At 38.4% G+C, this 22,797-nt stretch carries 23 protein-coding genes; 17 read left to right on the top strand and 6 right to left on the bottom strand.

What is annotated here, in order from left to right; genetic code table 11:
- Window positions 1-301 precede the first annotated feature (301 nt).
- The 11 genes from BN1082_RS14900 (at window position 302) to psiE (ending at window position 12,708) form a co-directional block, all read left to right on the top strand.
- Complete coding sequence (locus BN1082_RS14900) at window positions 302-1,504, top strand: sugar phosphate isomerase/epimerase family protein (RefSeq protein ID WP_218055161.1); 1,203 nt, start codon at window positions 302-304, stop codon at window positions 1,502-1,504.
- On the top strand, window positions 1,497-2,471 hold the full coding sequence (locus BN1082_RS14905; RefSeq protein ID WP_090635384.1) for a sugar phosphate isomerase/epimerase family protein: 975 nt from the start codon (window positions 1,497-1,499) through the stop codon (window positions 2,469-2,471). The genes BN1082_RS14900 and BN1082_RS14905 overlap by 8 nt, the downstream gene beginning before the upstream one ends.
- Window positions 2,472-2,828: 357 nt before the next feature.
- Window positions 2,829-4,361, top strand: coding sequence for an ABC transporter substrate-binding protein (locus tag BN1082_RS14910; protein ID WP_090635385.1), 1,533 nt, complete (start codon window positions 2,829-2,831; stop codon window positions 4,359-4,361).
- Window positions 4,362-4,474: 113 nt separating this feature from the next.
- Window positions 4,475-5,413, top strand: coding sequence for an ABC transporter permease (locus BN1082_RS14915; RefSeq protein ID WP_090635386.1), 939 nt, complete (start codon window positions 4,475-4,477; stop codon window positions 5,411-5,413).
- Window positions 5,414-5,416: 3 nt separating this feature from the next.
- Window positions 5,417-6,325, top strand: coding sequence for an ABC transporter permease (locus BN1082_RS14920; protein ID WP_090635387.1), 909 nt, complete (start codon window positions 5,417-5,419; stop codon window positions 6,323-6,325).
- A gap of 9 nt (window positions 6,326-6,334) precedes the next feature.
- Window positions 6,335-7,348: an ABC transporter ATP-binding protein gene (locus BN1082_RS14925; RefSeq protein WP_090635388.1), complete on the top strand. Its 1,014-nt coding sequence runs from the start codon at window positions 6,335-6,337 to the stop codon at window positions 7,346-7,348.
- The gene (locus BN1082_RS14930; RefSeq protein WP_090635389.1) at window positions 7,338-8,309 is read left to right on the top strand and encodes an ABC transporter ATP-binding protein; all 972 of its coding nucleotides are present in this window, start codon (window positions 7,338-7,340) and stop codon (window positions 8,307-8,309) included. Before BN1082_RS14925 ends, BN1082_RS14930 begins: the two co-directional genes overlap by 11 nt.
- A gap of 38 nt (window positions 8,310-8,347) precedes the next feature.
- On the top strand, window positions 8,348-9,826 hold the full coding sequence (locus tag BN1082_RS14935) for an amidohydrolase family protein (protein ID WP_090635390.1): 1,479 nt from the start codon (window positions 8,348-8,350) through the stop codon (window positions 9,824-9,826).
- A 221-nt stretch (window positions 9,827-10,047) separates the two neighbouring features.
- The gene (locus BN1082_RS14940) at window positions 10,048-10,530 is read left to right on the top strand and encodes a nucleoside deaminase (protein WP_090635391.1); all 483 of its coding nucleotides are present in this window, start codon (window positions 10,048-10,050) and stop codon (window positions 10,528-10,530) included.
- An 848-nt stretch (window positions 10,531-11,378) separates the two neighbouring features.
- Window positions 11,379-11,708 carry an SRPBCC family protein gene (locus BN1082_RS14950; RefSeq protein WP_090635393.1) on the top strand — a complete coding sequence of 110 codons (330 nt, stop codon included), beginning with the start codon at window positions 11,379-11,381 and terminating at the stop codon, window positions 11,706-11,708.
- A 556-nt stretch (window positions 11,709-12,264) separates the two neighbouring features.
- A complete protein-coding gene (gene psiE / locus BN1082_RS14955) occupies window positions 12,265-12,708 on the top strand; it encodes a phosphate-starvation-inducible protein PsiE (RefSeq protein ID WP_090635394.1) in 444 nt (147 codons plus the stop codon).
- 247 nt (window positions 12,709-12,955) lie between these two features.
- Here psiE and BN1082_RS14960 read toward each other — a convergent pair whose 3' ends face one another.
- Both BN1082_RS14960 and BN1082_RS14965 read right to left on the bottom strand, forming a co-directional pair.
- The gene (locus BN1082_RS14960; RefSeq protein ID WP_090635395.1) at window positions 12,956-13,441 is read right to left on the bottom strand and encodes a DinB family protein; all 486 of its coding nucleotides are present in this window, start codon (window positions 13,439-13,441) and stop codon (window positions 12,956-12,958) included.
- 84 nt (window positions 13,442-13,525) lie between these two features.
- Window positions 13,526-14,326 carry a MerR family transcriptional regulator gene (locus tag BN1082_RS14965; RefSeq protein ID WP_090635396.1) on the bottom strand — a complete coding sequence of 267 codons (801 nt, stop codon included), beginning with the start codon at window positions 14,324-14,326 and terminating at the stop codon, window positions 13,526-13,528.
- A gap of 160 nt (window positions 14,327-14,486) precedes the next feature.
- On the opposite strand from BN1082_RS14965, the gene BN1082_RS14970 reads away from it, so the two are divergent.
- The 5 genes from BN1082_RS14970 to BN1082_RS14985 all read left to right on the top strand — a co-directional run bounded on the left by BN1082_RS14970 (window position 14,487) and on the right by BN1082_RS14985 (window position 19,582).
- Complete coding sequence (locus BN1082_RS14970; RefSeq protein WP_090635397.1) at window positions 14,487-15,875, top strand: APC family permease; 1,389 nt, start codon at window positions 14,487-14,489, stop codon at window positions 15,873-15,875.
- 26 nt (window positions 15,876-15,901) lie between these two features.
- A complete protein-coding gene (locus BN1082_RS14975; RefSeq protein WP_090635398.1) occupies window positions 15,902-17,374 on the top strand; it encodes an aldehyde dehydrogenase family protein in 1,473 nt (490 codons plus the stop codon).
- A 63-nt stretch (window positions 17,375-17,437) separates the two neighbouring features.
- A complete protein-coding gene (locus BN1082_RS14980) occupies window positions 17,438-18,622 on the top strand; it encodes an iron-containing alcohol dehydrogenase (protein WP_090635399.1) in 1,185 nt (394 codons plus the stop codon).
- Window positions 18,623-18,799 carry a hypothetical protein gene (locus tag BN1082_RS27625; RefSeq protein ID WP_176699816.1) on the top strand — a complete coding sequence of 59 codons (177 nt, stop codon included), beginning with the start codon at window positions 18,623-18,625 and terminating at the stop codon, window positions 18,797-18,799.
- Window positions 18,800-19,141: 342 nt separating this feature from the next.
- Window positions 19,142-19,582 carry a CotD family spore coat protein gene (locus BN1082_RS14985; RefSeq protein WP_425412158.1) on the top strand — a complete coding sequence of 147 codons (441 nt, stop codon included), beginning with the start codon at window positions 19,142-19,144 and terminating at the stop codon, window positions 19,580-19,582.
- 241 nt (window positions 19,583-19,823) lie between these two features.
- Here BN1082_RS14985 and BN1082_RS14990 read toward each other — a convergent pair whose 3' ends face one another.
- Window positions 19,824-20,300, bottom strand: coding sequence for a hypothetical protein (locus BN1082_RS14990; RefSeq protein ID WP_090635400.1), 477 nt, complete (start codon window positions 20,298-20,300; stop codon window positions 19,824-19,826).
- Between the two features lie 198 nt (window positions 20,301-20,498).
- Here BN1082_RS14990 and BN1082_RS14995 point away from each other — a divergent pair, with 198 nt between their 5' ends.
- Window positions 20,499-20,963, top strand: coding sequence for a GNAT family N-acetyltransferase (locus tag BN1082_RS14995; protein ID WP_090635401.1), 465 nt, complete (start codon window positions 20,499-20,501; stop codon window positions 20,961-20,963).
- Window positions 20,964-21,109: 146 nt separating this feature from the next.
- Here the strand turns inward: BN1082_RS14995 and BN1082_RS15000 are convergent, their stop codons facing one another.
- The 3 genes from BN1082_RS15000 to BN1082_RS15005 form a co-directional block, all read right to left on the bottom strand.
- Complete coding sequence (locus BN1082_RS15000) at window positions 21,110-21,610, bottom strand: hypothetical protein (RefSeq protein ID WP_090635402.1); 501 nt, start codon at window positions 21,608-21,610, stop codon at window positions 21,110-21,112.
- A gap of 89 nt (window positions 21,611-21,699) precedes the next feature.
- Window positions 21,700-21,846, bottom strand: coding sequence for a hypothetical protein (locus tag BN1082_RS27630; protein WP_176699817.1), 147 nt, complete (start codon window positions 21,844-21,846; stop codon window positions 21,700-21,702).
- Between the two features lie 141 nt (window positions 21,847-21,987).
- Complete coding sequence (locus BN1082_RS15005) at window positions 21,988-22,308, bottom strand: cupin domain-containing protein (RefSeq protein WP_090635403.1); 321 nt, start codon at window positions 22,306-22,308, stop codon at window positions 21,988-21,990.
- Between the last annotated feature and the right edge of the window lie 489 nt (window positions 22,309-22,797).

Raw genomic sequence — 22,797 nt, forward strand, 5'->3', positions numbered from 1 at the left:
GGTGATATGCACACTGTAACTAGAGTAATGATCTCGCAGCCGGTTCCAAAGAAAGGGGTGTTAAGACTAACGAAGCAAGGTTCTTAGCATGTCAAAAAAAAATTTGCCACTATTATATCATATTGGAGGTGAAGCTGTATGTCGGAAAATGAATAAACACGAAGTGATATTGTCAACCTTTACCTTAATCCTTATGAAGTATAAAAAAACAATATCTCCTAATAGTTCAGAATTTAATTATAATTCAAATTAATCAGAAATACTAACTGAACGATTTTGAGCGCTTAGGCGCTGTCGCAAAATGCGCACCCCCTCTAGAGTGAAGCTACTAGAGAAATTTTGCAATGGGTGGAAAACAATCAATTATTCAAGATCTACTAAATATTTTCGAGAAAAGAAAAAGGGAAAGGAAGTTATAACAATGCGTATAGGAATTGACGGTAGAAAAATACCTGAAGCGAAGTTCAGAGGGTCGTTAGGTACTCTCGATCATGCCAAAAGTCTTGGAATGGAAGGAGTGTTTTTCCGAACCATCCTAGATGTAAGTCCGACACTTGATAAATCGGTGATCCGTGATCTACGTCAGCGTGCCGACGAGCTCGGTCTCTATCTTGAAGCAGGTCTTGGTAAGGTAAATCCCTATGCACTTCCAGAAACACCAGAGGTGAGGGAACTCGGTGATGGGGATACTCTACTCGGTTTTCGGAGAATGATGGAGGCCTGCGCAGAATTCGATATTAGAGAACTTTGGATTTCCACTGCAGGAATAAAACAACAATACAGAGGGCGATTCACTACAGACCGCTTCAGAACTGATGTTTCCTGGGAAGACCAGCTAGAGGCCACACGGCGCTTCATGATGAAGCTAAAGCCGATTGCTTTGGACCTTGGGATTCATTTGAATCTTGAAACACACGAGGAGATTACAACATTTGAAATTCTCCGCCTTATCGAGTCTGTCGGTGAGGATGTTGTAGGCATTGTCTTTGATACAGGTAACATCTTTATTCGGGGTGAGCATCCGGTCTTTGCCGCTAAGAGAATTGCTCCGTACGTTCGTCAGACACACCTAAAGGACGCCTATGTTGAACTTATAGAAGATGGTGCATATTACCAGTCACGTATGTGCGGATCAGGTCTTGTCGATTTTACTGCGGTGCTTACTGAACTGAACAAATATCGCCCTGATCTTAACGTCACAATTGAATGTGATACTCCACGATTGGGTGCGGTAAAAGGTGAGCCGCACTTTCTAGAACTCTATAACCCAGAATGGATCGCGGGACATCCCGACCTTTCACGAGAAGAATATGCCGCATATTTTGAACTCGTTCGTGACTTCACTGAACGTATCCGTAAGGGAATGGTTAAGACCTGGCAGCAGCATCACTCAGAGAACTTTGAGTACCCTGAAGCCATCCAGTGTATCGAGTATTCAAGACAGCACATTGAAAATATCTGTAAGGAGCTTGGTATCAAAAGGGGAGATAGGGCCCATGCTTGACAAGTTACCTAAGAGAGTTGGAATCTTCGCGAAGGATCTCTGCGGTTCACCATTTGATGTACGTGATTCGGTTCAAAAGGCACTCCATCATGGGCTGAAAGGTTCTTTCATTGGGACCGCCCTCAATGCCAGTCCGACATTGGATCAGTGGGAATTGGAAGAGGTCCGGCAAGTCGCACAGGAATCAGGCATCACGCTTGGACTCGGGATCGGGATGCTTAATCCCTATCAGCCTCAACGATCCTCCGATGCATTGAAAGTCGGAAACGGGGACCTTGCAAAAGGTTTGCTTAGGTTGACGGAGGCAGCTCTCCAGCTCGGACAACCCAATGTGATGCTGGTTATTGGTATGGAAGAAGACCGCTTTAATCAGTCTGTGGCCTGGTCCGATCAATTGGCAGAGGTCACCTCTTTTTTGAAACGAATTGAACCCGACCTCCGTTCGCAAGGGTCACGAGTGCTCATCAAGACTCACGAGGAAATAACTTCTTGGGAGGTTCTGCGACTACTCGAAGTACTCGACACCGATCTTTTCGGCGTTGCATTCGATCCCGTGAATCTTATCGTACGCATGGAGGATCCGATTGCAGCAGTGGACCGTCTTGCGGGTCTTATTGGACAAGTCCACGTTGACGATGCACGCCTTAGTTGGAACGGACGCGGCTTCTCCCGAGTACTATCTCCGATAGGTAAGGGATGTATCGACTGGCCGGCCCTGATAAGTAGAATTAGTACAAGTGATCCAGATGCCTGGTATTGGGGGGAGATCCACCGCGCTGAACTAGATACACCGTTCCGGAACGAAGGGTGGTTTGAAATGCATCCGGATATCGATGTTACTGAGTTGGCAATATGGATCTCGAAGGGAATTCCACTTTCCGAGTCGCAAATGTCTCTAGTCGGAGATTTAGAAAAACGAATAGGGGAAGTTACCTCGTTTCTTACACGACAAGTTATGTATAGATAAGGTTCAGCCTGCAGGCTAATATAATTTGAAGCAATATACTTTTATCACTGCCTGAGGATGGAGACATATTAGAAAACTCTTAAATTACGCTCTTTCGAAGCAGTCAAGAATGATTAAAATGAATATTTGTGTAAAACGCTTACGTACGATGTGCAATGAGATTAGAAGAAAAAGTAAAGGGGGGGGATTTTATAGAACCTCTGGGTGATCATGCGTCCATCAACTGTAAACTTATTATGGCTGCTGTGTTCTTTCCCCCTTTCTCTTTTCAAATTGTCGCGAACTACTTTGCCGATTAGAGTAGAATCTATGAGACTTAATAAATTACGTCAGTATTAATTAACAAGGGGTGAAAAAATGTCAAGGAAAATTTCGGTTTTATTAATCGTTTTTATTCTGATTGGCAGTGTTATTGCCGGTTGCTCGAATCAAACTGCAAGTGATACAAAAGACACAAAAAGTACAAAGGATACTCTCATTATTGGGGTTCCAGATGCGCCGGTTTATATGGATCCTCAAATCCAGGCTTCAGTTGCTACATACCGTGTAACAACGCAGATTTTTGACAGACTTGTAGCTCTTGATAATAATATGAAGATTGTTCCTGCACTTGCAGAATCTTGGGAAGTAGAAAATCCAACAACTACCTTGTTCCATCTTCGCAAGGGTGTCAAGTTCCACAATGGGGAAGAAATGAAAGCTGAAGATGTTAAATTTAGTCTTGAACGAGCTATTAAAAATGAAGGCGTAAATTACAATTACCTCATTATCAAAGACATCATTATTGTTGATGATTACACAATTAAGATTGTGACAAAACAACCTTTTAATGCTCTATTGTATAGGCTTACGCTTGATGCAGCATCAATTGTAAGCAAAAAGGCAGCTACCAACGATAAAGATTTTAATGCACATCCCGTTGGCACTGGCCCATATAAGTTCGTCTCCTGGGATCTTGGCGGAGATGTTGTTCTGGAAGCAAATCCTGATTATTACAGGGGTGCACCTAAAGTTAAGAAATTGATTTTCAAGCATATTCCCGAAGCAATCAACAGATCTATCAGTCTTGAAACTGGCGAAATTGACTTAGCTTATGATTTGGCAACAACTGATTTGAAAAAAGTCAAGAGCAACAAAAATCTTAAGTTGGAGGAAACTACCAGTACAACAGAATATTATCTTGGATTCAATACCCAAAAGCCTATCCTTGATGATGTTCGCGTAAGGAAAGCAATCGCCTATGCACTTAAACCTCAGGACATTATCGATATCGTTTTTAACGGTATAGCAACTCCGGCTCGTAATACAATGCTTGCACCAAACCTATTTGGTTATACGCCCGAAACCGTTAAGTATGATTACAATTTAGACAAGGCCAAAAGCTTGCTTGCTGAAGCTGGGCACCCAAATGGCTTTAAGACAACGCTTTGGGTTCCTGATACCCAGATTCTAAAAAGTGCTGCAGAAGTAGTTCAGGGTCAGCTTAGTAAGATTGGTATTGATGTTCAAGTCAAGATGATGCAATCTGGAGCATTCTATTCTTCTACAGGAAAGGGTGAACATGACATGTTCTTTATGACAAAAACATCTATCGATCCTGATAGTATGCTTAGAGCCATCTATCATTCTGAAGCCTTTGGACTTTCGGGCAATCGTTCGTTCTGGGCAACTAAAGAAGTTGATGCAAAGTTAGATAGAGCAAGTGTGACAACAGATTCCAATGAGGCTAAACAACTTTATGCAGAGGTGCAGAAAACTGTGGCTGATCAACTTCCGGTAATACCAATAGCAATTGAGCACTTGAATGCCGGCATGCAGTCAACGGTTAAGGGATTCAACTTATATCCTGGAAAAACGCATTCCATTTATGGTACGTATTTTGAAAAATAATTTTTGATCTTAGTTTCATGCCGATAACCCATCGGCATGAAACTATAAAAAACTAACGGTCTGGTAAAAGCTGATTTTTTCAGGTAAGTCAATTAGATTTTTGGGGGTGCCAGATGCTTAAATTTATTCTCCGCAGATTGGCCATGCTGATTCCAGTATTATTGGGGGTAAGTTTCCTTGTTTTTACAATTATGAGCCTTACTCCTGGTGATCCTGTTGAGATGTATTTAGGTGATAACTATACGCATGAGGCGCATGCTGCCATGACTCACGAACTAGGTCTAGATAAGCCATTTTTTGTTCGTTATTTAAACTATATCGGAAATGCGGTTCAAGGTAATTTTGGTATTTCTTATTCAACACATCAACCCGTACTTGCTGAGATTGAAGCAAGATTTCCTAGTACCGTCATTCTTGCCATTTCTGCGCTAATTTTTGCAATTGTGTTAGGTGTTCTGTTGGGGACGATTTCAGCAGCAAAGCAATATTCCGCATTTGATTCGGCATCGACGTTTGCAGCTTTAATAGGAGTTTCAATGCCTAACTTTTGGTTAGGGCTAATGCTGATCATAGTATTTGCTGCAGGTTTAGGGTGGTTTCCATCTTCAGAATTCAGTGGGGTAAAGTCCTTGGTTCTTCCGGCAATTGCTTTAGGCACTAACTCACTTGCCATAATTACACGAATGACACGTTCTTCCCTGTTGGAAACGATTAGGCAGGACTATATCAGAACAGCACGTGCCAAGGGAGTCAAGGAGTATAAAGTAATTATTAAACATGCGCTTCGCAATGCAATGATACCGATCATTACCATATCGGGTTTGCAGTTTGGTTTTGCTATTAGCGGCGCTGTGGTTGTAGAGACCGTTTTTTCATGGCCCGGAATTGGTAGGCTTCTTGTTGAAACAATAAAATTAAAAGATATGCCTGTTGTATTAGCAATAGTCCTTATTATAGCAGTATCGTTTACGGTTATTAATCTTATTGCTGATATCCTGTACGCATTTTTTGATCCGCGTATTAGGGCGCAGTACAAGACGAAGAAGGTGTAGAGGATGAATACAACAATAATACCAAGAAAGAACGATAAATCTGAAATAATACCGGAAAAGAAAAAAAAATCCGAGTTGGTTTCAATCTGGAAACGATTAAAGAAGAATAGACTGGCCATTGCTGGCCTAGTAATATTAACTCTAATCATTCTCTTGGCTGCTTTTGCAAATGTTTTATTTGATTATAACACAGTAGTTATTCAACAAAATGCCGCAGAGAGGCTACAACCACCCTCAGCAAGCCATTGGCTTGGGACAGATGAATTAGGCAGAGATATTCTTGCAAGAATCGTTCATGGAGCAAGAGTTTCAATTCCTATTTCGTTTACGACTATTCTAATTGCTGCGGTTATAGGCGGTATCATTGGGGCAATTGCCGGTTATGTAGGTAAAACGACGGACAACATTATTATGCGGATCATGGATATTTTTCTTGCAATCCCCGGTATTTTGTTATCTATTGCAATTGTAGCTGCGCTTGGTCCAAGCATGAGGAATTTGTTGATTGCTATAAGTATAGCGAATATTCCTCCATTCGCTCGAATCGTAAGAGCTTCTGTTCTATCCATTCGTAACGAAGAGTTTATTGAAGCGGCCAGAGCGATTGGTGCAAATGATGTAAGAATTATTTTTAAACACATTATTCCCAATTCTATGGCTCCAGTAATTGTTCAAGCAACTTTGTGTATCGCTGGTTCGATATTAGAAATTGCCGCTTTAAGCTTCATCGGCCTCGGTATTCAGCCTCCCGCTCCTGAATGGGGCGCCATGCTCAGTAGCGGACGGCAGTATATACGATATGCATGGTGGATTTGCGCTTTCCCCGGTATAGCGATTATGTTAACAATTCTTTCTCTCAATCTACTTGGGGATGGATTGCGTGATGCATTGGACCCTAAATTGAAAAATTAGGAGGTAACTATGACTGTTAGCAAACTACTTGAAGTTAAGGATCTTAATGTTGAGTATAGAACTGATGATGAGATTGTTTTTGCAGTTAACTCCCTTGATTTGAGTTTGAATTCCGGAGAAAGCCTTGGTCTGGTGGGGGAGACAGGTGCAGGTAAAACAACAACAGCACTCAGCATTTTGCAGCTTGTTGCTGACCCCCCGGGCAAGATTACTAACGGTGAAATTCTTTTTGAGGGTGAAGACCTTCTAAAAGCAAAAAAGGATTCGCTGCGTCATATCCGAGGTAATAAAATATCAATGATTTTTCAAGATCCTATGACTAGCCTTAATCCTGTTTATTCCGTTGGGGATCAAATTGCGGAGGTAGTTCAACTCCATGAGAAATGCAGCAAAGCCGAGGCGAAGCAAAAGGCTGCTGATATGTTGGAAATGGTCGGTATTCCTAATGATCGGTATGATGAATTTCCACATCAATTTTCAGGTGGAATGAAGCAGCGCGTTGTCATCGCCATGAGTATCGCATGTTCGCCCAAACTTATTCTGGCGGATGAACCAACAACAGCGCTTGATGTAACCATTCAAGCACAGGTGCTGGAATTAATGAATGATTTGAAAGTTAAGTTCAACACTTCGCTTCTTCTCATTACGCATGATCTTGGTGTTGTTGCTCAGGTATGCGACAGAGTCGCCATTATGTATGCGGGTGAGATTGTAGAAACTGGAACGGTTGAGGAAATTTTTGAACATCCACACCACCCGTATACTATAGGCCTTTTTAAATCGATTCCTACGATGGATGATAAGGTTGATAGGTTAAAGCCGATCAAAGGGCAGATGCCGGATCCTACAAGCTTGCCTTCAGGTTGTTCATTCCATCCGCGTTGCCCGTACATGAATGAAGTCTGTTCAAAATTCAAACCGACGATGACTAATGTTGCAGGGACTCATTTAGTGAAATGTTATATTCACGAGGGAAAGTTTGAGTCTTCTGAGTTTATGGAGGAAGTTACACATGGCAGATAATATTCTGGAGGTTAGGAATCTTAAAAAATATTTTAAATCGAAAAACGGAACTCTCCATGCCGTCGATGATGTCTCATTCAGTATTAAGCGTGGGGAAACATTGGGGCTTGTAGGAGAATCCGGTTGTGGAAAGTCAACAATAGGCCGCTTAATACTAGGGCTTCATCAAGCGACAAGCGGGGAGATTCTCTTCAATGGGCAGGACATCTGTAAAATGAAAAAGGCGCAGATTCATGACTTGCGAAAAGATCTTCAAATCATTTTTCAGGACCCGTTTGCCTCCCTGAATCCGAGGATGTCCATTGGTGAAATTATTGGAGAACCGCTTTTAATCCATAAAAAAGTAAAGCGTAGGGCGGAGATTAATTCCGAAATTAGACGCCTAATGGATGTTGTTGGATTGAGTACAAGATTTATAAATTCCTATCCCCACGAACTCGATGGGGGACGGCGACAGCGTGTTGGAATAGCAAGGGCACTTTCCTTGAATCCACAGTTCATTGTTTGTGATGAACCAGTATCTTCTTTGGATGTTTCGATTCAGGCCCAGGTTCTGAATTTGCTAAAGGATCTGCAGGCTGAATATGGTCTGACTTATCTTTTTATCACCCATGACTTATCTGTCGTGAAACATTTTTCAGAAAAGATAGCGGTAATGTATCTTGGTCAACTTGTTGAAATTGCAGAATCCGATGAATTGTTTAAAAAAACGGTTCATCCATATTCACAAGCATTGCTTTCTGCCATACCAGTCCCAAACATACGTCAAAAGATGCAGCGAGTAAAACTTATTGGAGAACTTACAAGTCCAATTGATCCTGAACTTGGTTGTAGATTTGCAAAACGATGTTTATACGCTCAGGCAAAATGTGTAGGACAAGATCCAGAGTTCAAGGATTTTGAAAATGGTCATTTCTGTGCATGTTTTAGAGCCGATGAGTTACTAAATGTAACCATATAGCAGTTCATTTTAACCAGTAGATGAGAAAGGATATTAAGATGAAAATAAAGATAAAAGGTAGATATGTCATCGGGTTTGATGGACAGGATCATGTAATTCTCAAAGATGGGGAAGTAGTCTATGAACTGGATACCATCGTTTTCGTTGGTCATGAGTATGAAGGGGAAGTAGATCAAGTGATTGATGCAGGGAATTCGGTCGTAAGCCCTGGCTTTATTGATTTGAACGCCTTAGGGGATATTGACCATGATCTCATACATCTAGAGGCAGATGCAGCAAAATCAAAGAACCTTCTATGGTCTGAAGAATATTTCTTAAAGGGCTACCATGAAGTGATGACACCAGAAGAAGAGGCGTTCAAATCATTATATGCGTACACACAATTAATCATGCACGGTGTGACAACCGCCATGCCGATTACATCCGTTTTCTATAAACGATGGGCGGAAACCTACGAGGAATTGGAGGCGGCAGCCCATAATGCTGGAGAGCTTGGGATCCGCATGTATATGGGGCCAAGCTACCAGTCCGGGATGAGAGTTGTCAAGCCTAATGGGGAAATTGAGGTATACTGGAACGAAAAAGAGGGCGAAGTGGGCCTCAAACGTGCGGTGGATTTCGTTAAAAATTTTGACGGGGCATACGATGGGCTTATTCGTGGAATGCTCGCACCGGAGAGGATTGAAACGCAGACTCCGGAAAATCTGATCAATACGAAGCGATACAGCGAAGAACTGGGCTGCCCGATTAAGCTGCATGCAGCTCAGGGGATATTTGAATATAACGAAATCCAACGTAAGTACCACAAGACTCCGATCCGATTCCTTTACGATTTGGGATTTTTAGGGCGGGGTACGGCCATACCGCATGGTCATTATATAGCGGGCTACAGTGGGGTCAGTACGGGAGAAGGCGATGATCTGGAACTTCTGAAGGAAACGCAGACAACCCTCATACACTGTCCCCTCGTTATAGGTCGGCATGGTTCCGCTCTTGAAACATTTTCCAGATATAAAAGAAGAGGGATTAATCTTGCTATCGGGACGGATACCTTCCCGCCGGATATGTTCCAAAACATTCGATCAGGCAGTATGATTTCACGAATCCTGGAAGGTGAGGTCAAAGACTCGACCTATGCTGATTTTTACCGTGCTGCAACGTTAGGCGGAGCGCAATTCCTGGGGAGAGAAGATCTAGGACGGCTAGCTCCTGGGGCAAAAGCGGATATTATTGCTATTGATCTTGATGGATTCCACATGGGCATCATAGAAGACCCGATTAGGACAATGCTTATGTGTGGATCGGGAAGAGATGTGAAGTTATCGATAATCAATGGACGAGTCGTCATGAAAGATAGGCAAATTCCAAACTTCGATCTCGAAGAAATTAAGATGAAAGGTCAACGGTATTTCGATAAGATGCGCCTGGGTTATTTGGAACGAGATTATCAGCATCTGCCAAAGAATGATTTATTTACTCCGTCTTTCAAAGTGGTGGAAAAATACAGAGAAAGCTAATTATATTTAGTACAAGACTCTTGCAAAAAACTTGTCATATCGAAATTCGTCTAAAACTGCTTCATATATAGAAGTATTGTCGACTTATTGAACCTAAGCAAGGTAAAGCTTTTGTTGAAATTGAGCTACGTCCTCAATCCATAAGCAGAAAATTCACCATTTCAAAGAGCGAACATTCAAGAATCGTAGAGCTTCTCTACACATACAAGGAGGATTTAATCATGATCAATGAGACAGATCTGAAGCATCTGCGACGTTGTATTGAACTTGCAAGGACTGCTCTCAAGAAGGGCGACGAGCCATTCGGTTCAGTCCTTGTCTCAGCCAACGGCGATGTACTTGCAGAAGACCACAACCATGTTGCCAGTGGCGACCATACCCAACATCCGGAATTTGCGTTGGCACGTTGGGCAGCCGAGAACTTAACAGCTGAGGAAAGGAGCAAGGCGACAGTATATACCTCGGGTGAACATTGCCCTATGTGTGCTGCGGCCCACGGATGGGTTGGATTAGGCCGGATCGTTTATGCAAGTTCCTCCGAACAATTGGGTCAATGGTTGAACGAGATGGAGATTGCTGCTGTATCGCGCGTTCGCAGCATTCCGATCCAAGATGTCATTCGTGATACGGAAGTAAACGGCCCTGTTCCCGAGCTCGCGGAGCAAGTCCGTCAACTTCATCATCAGTTTTACCAAGTGAAGTAAAACGGTAGGCACGACATGCGTGATGACTGTATTCAGCAGTCCATTTTTCTTGGTCTTTAATATGTTATATGGCCGGATTATTGAAGAAGGAGTTCGACCTTCTATAAAAGAATTAACATCAAAAGGGAAGTTAAAAGAGTTGATATATATTTTAGAACGAATTGGAATAAGAAAGTTAAATAGGCTTGGCATATCACGAATTCAAACTAATTTATCGTTAAGAGAAGTAAAATATTCCGCAGTTTTGCCTTTATCCAAATGTGTATTGAAGTAACGGGTAAGTTGGTTTAGGCAGGATTGATTTTATGATCTTCAACAATCGGGCGCGATTGTTGAGCAACATAGATAAGAAATGATCAAACTTTTTATAAAAGAATGAGCCAATTTAAAATATTAAGAGCGTGTTTTGATCAATCTATTAAACAAAACACGCTCTTTTCTATGATCGTTTATCAAGGTTATTAGTATCCTTGGCTTGCTTCTTTATATACAAAACTTGAGCATCGGAGTATAGGTGTAGGTCAAAAGCTTATAACTGAAACTTTAAAAGTTGTAAAAAAATTAGGATATAAAGAATTGTATTTAAGAACAGAAAATGTTTCAGATTACTACCGAAATAGAGGATGGAGTTTTGTTGAAACTATTCCAGATGATAAAGGTCAAAAAATTGATGTTTTTAAGCTTGGTCTTAACAATTACTAAATTTAATAAATATTATAGAGTTTCAACAAAATGGCAGGATAATTGAATACGAATATTCAATATATAAAAAGGAAGTATAAATTATTTATTAATAAACTACATATAGATAAAATTTCATTATGTAAGGAGTAGAGGAGTAAATATATATGCCGCTTTCAGTTTGTCCCGCATCTGAAGTAAATGCATCAATAGAAAAAACATGGAGTTTATTATATGAACCTGCAAAGTATGGTACTTGGGCAGATGCAAATGTTATGTCTGTTTCACCAGTGGGATTTGCACAAGCAGGGCAAATTATAAATCTAACATCTAAATCATTAGGGGTAAAATGGCATGTATCTTTACATGTAATTAGTGTAGATGTAATAAATCATCGAATTATATTTGAAACGCATTTGCCTTTTAAGTTGGTTCTAAAAAACAATATTTCATGTATTGAAAATGATGAAAAAGCATGTTTAGTTCGTTATGCCTGAGAAGCTATATTCCCTTCAGGTTTGAAGGGCAGAATATTAGAGGCGATATTATCTAAGGCTTTTGAGAAAAGCATCGAGGATTCGCTATTTAGATTAAAGACAGCTGCAGAACAATTGTAAAGAATTTACTAATCTTTAAAGCGACAAGAATGTTAAGTGTTACACTTAAACTATCAGATGTTTATCTTAAATTAGATTTTAGCAATGATCTTCCACAATCGGGCGTTTTGCTGGAGTAACCAAATCCCAATCCACAGTATTAAATTGAGAGATTGGGATTTTTTACTATTGTAATTTATATTAAACATAAAGATTGTAAATTGAAGCGGAATATATAAACGAATCTAATTTAAGCAACAAATATAACGCGGTTAGCAATACAAGCAACGTTTTAGTGAGAACAAAACTTTTGAATGTAGATTATAAAGGATGGTTTGTGTTTCCCGATCCAAATCAAGTTTGTTTTTCTAAAAATTTACATAAAATTTAATTAATTATAAAACAAATCTGTTTTAATAAAGTAGAAATCTATATTGAAGAGTGGAGGAGGTTTCACATGGATAAAATCAAAAAGGATTTTACCTTTATTATGCACCTTATTCCTAAGGTTCTTCAGACACTATTGAATATTTCTCTCGTTTTTTTGGCAATTATTCTCTCCTTATTACTAATAAAGGAATTAATCATTTTCAGTCAAATTTTGATCGAAAAGGGCTCTGATGATTATAAACTTTTTCTTGCCAATATCCTAATCTTCTTTTTATATTTTGAGTTTATTACGATGATTGTAAAATATTTTAAAGAAGAGTATCATTTCCCGATTCGTTATTTTATCTATATCGGCATCACGGCACTAGTACGAATCATTATTGTTGATCACGATCTTCCCGTAAATACATTGTTATATTCACTAGCCATTTTGGTTCTTATAGTTGGGTATTTCGTTATGAATTTAACTCCTCGTGAAAGACCAGGCAGTAACTGGTTTTTTAAAAAATAATGTTTTTAAGACCACCGTTTTCATTTTAATAGTTCCCTTTTGAAGTACCCGCACAGGAAAACGTACATATAAAATCAAGAATAAAAGCAGTGGAATTTCACAACTGAAATCGCACTGCTTCTAACATTTTGTTGAACAAATATAAGCTAAAAATAGTAAAGATGCTTATCTATCTAACGGTTCAGTGTAACAAGACAAAAAAATAAAGCTTTGGATGTAAGATGATCTCCAAAGCTCTTTCATAAAATTATAATGTTTTAACCTGTTCAATTTTTAATCCGAAAATTTGAGGAGGTTCAATTTTGTTCATTTGTAAATATGTAGAGAGTTGTCCACGATGATGGATTTCATGTTCTGGAATTGCCATAAGTATTCTCCACACACTAACTTCATGACCATGAAGGGTTAAAACCTTTTTTGTCAACACATCGTTGCCAATTTTTAATAGACCCTCTGTTAATTTAATCTGACATTCCTCTAAATAATTAGAAATATCCTCAAGAGAAGCCCCTTTACAGGTATCATGTCCTGTGTATGTCCAGGAACCATGTTCAAATATACCAAGAAACATCAATCGAGATGATGCGATATGTCGCAATAGATCACCTGTAGAAAATTTATCTTCAGAAGGCTTCCAATCTAAAAGTTCAGTAGGTATTACTTTCACATATTGCATCGTTCGTTTATGAATACCATCTAAATATTTTACATATTTCTTTAAATCATGAATCATGTCGCCACTCCCCAATTTTTCTGACCTTTATTACTTATATTCCTAATATTCGGAAATTTATAACTAAACAGTTTCCCCTCGTCCCTAAATTTGAACTGGAACTTGAATTTCAAATGTAATCTCATTTGGTTTATCTGTGATTGTAATATCGACGTGCATAATTTGCAGCGCATCGCCGGTGATCCGATATCCGGGTTCATCAAGATATTCCATTATCTTACTCAAACTTTCGCTTCGGTTCCATAATAATTCACCGTTATAACGAATACAAGCAAATAACCCGGCAGGAATCGTCATTTGGCACTGTTTTGGTATTTTTTCTTTATTTTTTGCCACTGCAAAAATAATGGATGGTTCTTCAAACCGTTTCGCTCTAAGATCCACTTCCTTGATGATAATGCCTAGTCTATTACTAGCCAGAATTGGTGTCTTCTCGGTGAGCATATTCTCTAACCTTATAACACCATAACTGAGTTCCAAATTACTATTTATTTTTTCATTTAAGGTAATTAATTTCCTTCTTCCTATTTCGCGGAAAAACACCGATTGAAGTTCTTTTTCTTTCGATACATGTTCCAAGTATCCAATTTTCCCCCGAATATCTTCCTCCAATTCATGTAACTCACTCAGTTTTGACACAAGTTCCGTATGCTTGGCTTTCAAAATATCCAAGGACTTATTAAAATTACGTTCATTAAAATAATCTTTAATTTCGTCTGTACTCATCCCAAGTTGCCGTAACTCTTTAATGGTCCCTAAAACTTCATATTGAAAAATAGAATAGTAGCGATACCCCGAATCGGGATCGACAAATTGCGGTTTGAATAGGTCAATCCGATCATAGTGGCGTAAGGTCTCCGTCGTTACCCCTCGTAAGCTCGCCATTTCACCAATGGTTAATTTTTCCTTTATTTTCAGTGAAATCCCTCCCTAAAAAATATAATACACCTATTGACCTTTGTGTTACAACAAGGTTTACAATAAAAATACCAAATCTTCTAAATCATCTAAGAATTAAAACTATTAACTAGTTGGGAGTTGAGTTATGGAAAAGAAAGCGCTTGCAAGAACACTGACTTTAGCACAGGTTGTCTTTTTAGGGATTGCATGGAATAACCCCATGGTGTTTTTTAATACCTATGGAATCGCTGCCGTAACCTCAAAAGGTGTAATTACGACTGCGTACCTTATCGCTTTTCTCGCAATACTTTTTACAGCTCTTAGCTATGGCAAGATGGCGAAAGCGTACCCGATCTCAGGTTCAGCTTATACGTTTGCACAGAAATCTATTAATTCTGAGGTTGGATTCCTTGTCGGATGGACGATTATGCTAGATTATATCTTAACACCTATGGTTACGTGCTTGATGTCTACCGTTTTTTTACATGCGGTACTTCCGGGAATCCCGCATTATGTGTGGGTAATTGTGTTGACTGCTAGCATAGTGGCACCGAGTATACTAGGTGTCGAGATATCCGCTTTAGCTAGTAAAATTTTTGTTATTGCTCAAGTCATTTTTGTTTGCCTTTTCTGGATTTTAACCTTCAAAAGTTTATCAGAAGGAGTAGGGACGGGTAGTCTCTTCTCAATTAAGCCATTGTTTGATGCAAATGTTTCCATGTCCGTCATCTTGGCAGGTGCTACTATTCTCTGTTTTAGTTTCCTTGGTTTTGACTCACTCACTACGTTATCAGAGGAAACAATCAATCCCGAAAAAACGATTCCAAAAGCGATTATGATTATGTTATTGATTATTGGAGTTTTATATATTGGCTCTTCCTACTTAGCACAATTGGTGCATCCGGGGATTTCATTCAAAAATCCTGATTCTGCAGCCCTTGAAATATCTTTACTTATCGGAGGAAATTTATTTAAATCCATTTTTATTACAGCAGTGATTATTGGTAACTTCTCTTCTGGAATCGCTTCCATCACAAGCGCTTCGCGGGTGTTATATGCGATGGGAAGAGATTCCGTATTACCAAAAAATATATTTGGATATATTCATCCTAAATTTAAAACACCATCACTTGGCATCATTGTGATAGGCGTAGTTTCTTTACTCGCAATTCTATTAACCCTAGAACAAGTTATTAAGTTTATCAATTTTGGAGCGCTAATTGCCTTCACATCTGTAAATCTGTCTGTTATCGCCCATTATTTTATCAGAAATCACAAGCGTTCTTTTATGGATTGCATTCGGTACCTATTATTACCACTCATTGGCGCAGCGTTTACGATGTGGTTATGGTCGAATTTAGAAATGGAGGCGTTGATTCTCGGGGGCATCTGGATGGCATGCGGCTTGACTTATCTCGTCTATATGACGAAATGGTTCCGCAAACCACTTCCTGAGTTTCATTTTGATAAAGAAATGATTCTAGAAAATGTCCAAGACATTGATCAAGAGGTTATCCCTCAACAAGTAACGTAAAAATAACATATTGGAGGTTTGTCAAAATGTTGAAGTTGAAAATGTTTATTAATGGTGAATGGATGGATTCATTAAGTGGAGAAAAGAGTCATGTTGTAAATCCTGCAAACGGTAAAATCACGGCTGAGGCTCCGCGGGGAAGTAGAGAAGAAGCCCAAATGGCGATTAATGCAGCACGAACAGCTTTTGACTCCGGAATTTGGTCAGACTTACCGGCAGCTGAACGTGCATCCTATTTATTTAAAATTGCAGATAAGATTGAAGAAAAGGCAGATGAGCTTAGCAAACTCGAAACAAAGAATACAGGAAAACCACTTAAAGAATCAGAGTTTGATATTGCAGATACCGTGAATTGTTTTCGCTACTATGCAGGGTTAGTGACAAAGCCAAATGGTCAAACCTATCCTGTTGCCGATCCCGTTCAGGCCATTGTTGTTCGCGAACCTGTCGGTGTATGCGGATTAATCGCTCCATGGAATTTTCCATTGTTGACGGGAGCTTGGAAAATAGCTCCTGCGCTTGCTGCGGGAAATACGCTTGTATTTAAACCCGCTGAAATCACTCCGGTCACCACTTACAAATTATTTGAGATCATGGAAGAAGTGGGCATACCAGCGGGTGTTGCAAACCTAGTTTTGGGAGGTGGTTCAACAGTAGGAAATGAAATAGCGGAAAGCCAAAAGGTGGATTTGATTTCTTTTACAGGTAGTACAGAAACGGGTAGAAGAATCATGAATTCAGCAACAGGAAATATTAAAAACCTTTCCCTCGAACTAGGCGGCAAGTCACCTAACATCGTTTTTGCCGATGCCGACTTTGAGACTGCAGTGGATTATGCTTTGAATGGGATTTTTATGAATGCCGGCCAAGTATGTAATGCGGGATCCCGTTTACTGTTAGAAGAGAGCATTCATGATAAGTTCGTTGCTAGATTGGTAGAGAGAGCGAAAAAGATTCAGGTTGGCCCTGGGGATGATTCGTCTACAGAGATGGGTCCGCAAGTAAGTGAGGGGCATATGAATCAGGTGCTCGAATACATTCAGATTGGCTTGAACGAAGGAGCGAAATTAGCATGCGGCGGTAACCGCATCACTAGCAACGGGTTTGAAAATGGTTACTATATAGAGCCAACGATTTTTGTTGACACCAAACCTGACATGAGAATTGTTCAGGAAGAAATTTTTGGACCAGTTCTTGTCGTTCAAAAGTTTAAAGATGAGGCGGAAGCAATCCAACTGGCAAATGATACTGCATACGGCCTTGCTGCAGGTGTCTTTTCACAAGATGGCGCCAAAGCTTTGAGAGTTATTAAAAAAGTTAGAGCCGGAATTACGTGGGTTAATGCTTATAACCTCGCCTATAATGAAGCACCGTGGGGAGGTTACAAGCAAAGCGGGATTGGCCGCGGGTTAGGAACCTTTGGTTTGGATACGTTCACTGAGGTAAAACAAATCAATATTAATTTAGATGTTAAGCCAACTGAATGGTTTAGCAATTAAATGAATTGAGGAAACATCAATATTAAATTTGAAATATTACAAAAATAAAGGAGGAAAAATATTATGTTATGGGATTTTCATTTTAATCTGCCTTCGTCTATTGAATTTGGGAATGGAAAGGTAAAGAATATTGGGAAAAGGGCTAAAGAATTAGGTGGAAATAAAGCCCTTATTTTTACCGATAAAGGACTTGCACAAACAGGAATTTTGGACAAAATTACACAGTCATTAGATCAAGAAGGTGTCAACTATATTGTTTATGATGAAGTATCACCTAATCCAAAAGATGTAGATTGCGAGAGTGCTTATCAAAGGTTTAAAGACGAGAACATCGATCTTTTAATTGGTCTCGGCGGCGGAAGTTCAATGGATACAGCTAAAGCAATTGGGACACTTTTAACACATGGAGGGGAGCTAAGAGAACGTTACGGCGTAAATTTACTAGAACAGGAAATTCCACCACTAATTTGTATTCCAACAACATCAGGTACCGGAAGTGAGGTTACAAGAGGTTCTGTCATTACCGATACCGTGACGAAACAGAAGGAGGCGATACTAGATTTGAAAATCGCTCCTAAACTGGCACTTGTCGATCCTGAATTGACGTTAACATTGCCTAAATCGATTACAGCAGCTACAGGAATGGATGCACTCACTCATGCAATCGAAGCTTATACTTGCAAAGTTGCTAATCCACTTTCAGATGCTTTGGGACTATATGCCATTGAATTAATAGCTAAGTACCTTCCATTGGCAGTAGAAAATGGTCAGGATTTAGAGGCTAGGAAAAATATGCTTTTGGGCAGTTTAGTTGCAGGTGTCGCCTTTGATAATACGGATCTTGGGGCTGTACATGCGATGGCCGAACCACTTGGAGGACTCTATGATACCCCACATGGAGTGGCGAATTCTATTTTTCTTCCACATGTATTTGAATTTAATATTCCTTCAAATCCAGAAAAGCACGCCAAGGTAGCAATCAAACTTGGGGCAAATCCTGAAGGAAAAACAATTGAAGAAACGGCGTACGAAGGTGTTGTGCTGTTAAAAGAACTGGCAACTAAAATCGGCATTCCTAGCTTCCGAGATTTAGGCAATGTAAATCCAGAAGACTTCTCTTTCCTAGCCGAAGGAGCCTATAAACATTTGTGTACGCAGGCGAATTCAAGAGATTTAACAAAAGAAGACTATCTGAATTTATTTCAAAAGACTTATGAGGTAAAAAACACCACTTTAATTGAAAATTAATTGTTTAAAAGAAAAATGGGACTTAAGGAAGTGCTGGAGCTAATTCCTGCGGGCGAAAAATATTATGTAACGGGTGATATTGATGGAATCGATCCGTCAATCGATCCTGGAAAGGGAAAGGAAAAGAAAAAGAAGAAATGCTTTCTTAACTGGGATTGGTTCCTACGGGACGAATGAATGTTAATAAAAAGAGAGGTACGCAAAGCGTTCCTCTCCTTATTTTGTAATAAACAATTTTTTACTAATATATGAAACTTCTTTGAGTCGTTAATCGTTATAGCAACAGAAAAAGGGGTGAAGAAATGTCTGTTAAAAATCGTAAGGATAAAAATCTTCATATTGTTGATCATGATGTTTGGTTAAGAACTAATTATGAATGAATATGGTGATAAGCTAATGAAATTAGCCTATGTTTATCGATTCTATTTACAAAAATAGGTATTAAACTAGTCCACTCAGTTAAAAGTTCACATAGACTAATGATGTAACAAGACATATTCACATGGAGGTCACTTAACGATGAAAAGGAATATTTCACCATCAAATATGATGCCAAATATGCCAAATATGCCAAATATGCCAAATATGCCAAATATGATGCCAAATTTAATGCCGAATCAGATAGCACCTATAAAACCCTTACCAGTTCCTGTACAACCAATGCCAGCGCCTTACGTTCCACCACAACAATGTCCGCAATATTGCCCGCCGCAAGTATTTCCAACTCAGTATGATCCACCACTATTTTCACCAGGACAACAATTTGTAAAAACAAATCTGTCTAACGAAATAGTGACACATATTCACCCTTCTCATACCACTACAGTCAACCAGCATATGATTCATCATCAGCATCATTTCCCACACACAGAATCCTGTGTAAATGAATGCTGTGAAACACATACGATGTGCGGAGTGCCATACAACCCTTGTTGTCCGCCAACACCATTTGGATTTTAGCCATTAGACCCATTAGGGAGCAAATTCTAAACAATGTCATATACTGTGAATGTTCCTTGATATATCTTCTCCTAAGGTACCTTATGGGTACCTCTTTCATTGAAAATAAATAGATTGTACTTTTTTCCTATTTTTTAGTCTAAGAATCAGCTATTATTCGAACTAAGCACAAATATATTATTAATAAAATTATTTTATTGTACTTTTTAAAAACGCACGTTGAAGTCACCGGAACTAAGGACTAATCAATATTTTTGGACGATACCTCTGTATCTTCATTTGGTAATGGAATGGAGGGGTCATCAAATGAATTGAGGTGTTCTTTTTTCACAATTGATTGATCCGTTTCATTAAATATTGAGTTGAAATGTGGTATTAGTTCTAAAAGTGTGTCAATGGATATAGGGGATTCATTTTTTTGCGACAATGGATCTTGTTTATATTGTAGTAATGCAGACAAGCTTTCATTCAAAATTGTGTCTAAAAATTCAGGAAGAATGATAAAACTTTCAGATTCTGATTTATTGAGCATATTGTTAACCTTATTTTGTAATGATTCAACACCTTCATTTATTATTAAGGCAAAAAACTCACTCTCTGAAGAAATATTACTAAACTCATCGTGATTTTTTAAATCATTCACAAATCTTACAAAGTTACTTTTTTCATCCTCGTTAAATTCTAATGTAAAACCTATGGGGCTTTCTTTATATTCCATTTTTGGTTCTCCTTTCAAAGTAGGCATTAACCTGGTTTCATGATTAATATATTTTGTTTTGGTTAAATTGTTCTTAAATTTGAAACGTTCCATAAAAAAGGTTCTTTGTAAATTTATTAATAATGTGCATTACTTCAAAGTAAAATCAAAAAGATCAATGATTCATATAATATTGAAAATGTAGCTTGAGGTGAAGAGATGGGATTAAAGATCGAAAAAACAAAAATAAATGAAGTGCATGAGTTATTAGCCATTCAAAAAAAAGCTTTTCGTCCTGACTTAAAAAAATACAAGGATTACAAAACGAATCCCGCTTCAGAAGAAGTTGATTTTTTAATTTATAGAATTAATCATTCTATGCACTATACTATTTTCATTGATGGTAACATAGCTGGTGGAATTTGTATTATTAAACGATCAGATACTCATTTCCGATTGTTCCGGATTTTCATAAGCCCTGAATATCAGAATAAAGGGTTGGGGTCGAACATTATATCAAAAATGGAGAGTACATTTCCAAAGGTGAAAACATGGAGCTTAAATACTCCAAAGGATAATCGGAGGAATCGCCATTTTTATGAAAAATTAGGTTATAAAAAAACCGGAGAAACGAAAATTAATGATCGGCTAACATTGATTGAGTATGAAAAGAATGTAACTTGAAAAAAGGAAGGATGAATATCAACACCCCTAAAAAGGATATAAACCCTCATATAATTCCCACAACCTTAAGTTAAATTCTATATATTTCCATGTGTGAAGCAAAAAAATCCATCCTGAGAGTTACAAAAGGATGGATATAAACAATTTTAAATTGGAGCAAGCATATGTATTAGAAATAAAACCGTAAAGATCATAGCCGTGATACGGTGGAACTTTTTGCGAAATCCTGTTGCTTTTTTGTGGCGTAAGTACCCAGCAAACAAAGTGACCAAAAGGAATACAAATGATGTGTAACCCATCAACATTTTGATATTTTCATACCCAATTACTGGTCCAATTTTAACAAGGTTAATCAATACATGGCCTACGATAAGGATGGTAGAAGAAATGGATATTTTTATATGCCACTTCATAAAATATCTGGAGAAGGTTGCTAACCGAATCTTAACCTCTCTTTTATTTGTCTTTCGAATGATTAGAAAAATAAAATACATATTCACATTAAAGATAAATAAGATCATAGCTATCTGAGCTAAAAACTGGCTGATTACGATCAATGTGTTGTCATGTGGCCTAAAAAGCCATATATATATGATTGAGCCAATAATAAGCAAAACATTAACAACTGACCATATCCTATGATACACACAAATCCCTCTTTCTTGTTACAATTGGGAATTTTAGTTTTCACGAGAATTTGGTGATAACTGTGAATCTTAGGTCCAAAAGAATCAGATTATTGATTTTTAAGTTTTTTTATAAGTTCTCTTTGTTCTTCTTTTAACGATGTAATTTCCAATTCTAACATTTCTATCTTCATTATTAAAGGTGACAATGCTTCTTGAAGCATTGTACGTAGACGATCACTTTTTTCCATGTCCATTTTTGTCCTCCTTAAAAAACGTGTTACTATTATTAAAAAACAATTTAAATATTGATGTAACATTTCATAATTCCGGTATTTTTAAATCTTACATCTTACAAATAAATTAAAGGAGGGGGAGCCGCCCCTCTAATTTCTTCTTTATTTGGAAAGCTTATTTAGCACTACATACAAACTAACCCGATCATTACTTGTATTGGCAAAAGAAAGTTCTTCATCTTCACCGGTATGGATTAAATCTGTTTCAGTTACCTCTGATTCGCTGCCGTCAATGATAATGGTTCCATTTCCGGACACAACAAGTAGATAGACCTCTGCACCAGGGTGTTTATGAGCTGGCAGTGTTTGTCCGGGCAAGAAGTTTAGAACAAATGCTGTACTATTACCATTATTAAAAATAACCCGTTTTGTAAACTTTTCCTCATTAAATTCCTGATAAGTCTTAATCGATTGCCTTTCCATAATGTCCCTCCTTATTTACCACCTTCATTTTAAATAAAGGTTATGTTCAATTAAGTGATTTTAATCACTTATTTTGATATTTTACTCTGGATTAAATGCCAATATGAATAGGGAAGAGGAAATACTTTTTGAACAATAATGACATTTTGTGGTACCCCTTATAGGGGTACCACCAGCAAAACGCGAATTTACAACGCTAAGGAAATTCAAAAATAAAAAGCCCAATTTCTCAGTAAAATTGAGAAATTGGGCTTTTTCGTTATTTTAAAAATCGCCCGATTGTGGAAAATCATCAAGCTTCTATTAGCTGATTGAATAAGAATTTGTTCCACAACTATTAAGTTATGATCCTTAAAAGTTAAATTCACCTCCAACAATCCCTTCAAAGCCGTCAATCTCCATCTTTTGAATTCCCTGACCATTGCTGATCCTAAGCCAAACAACTATACCACCTCTAGCAAAATAATTAACATATCATATTCAGGAAAG

Source organism: Neobacillus massiliamazoniensis, assembly GCF_001048695.1.
Lineage (GTDB): Bacteria > Bacillota > Bacilli > Bacillales > Cytobacillaceae > Neobacillus > Neobacillus massiliamazoniensis.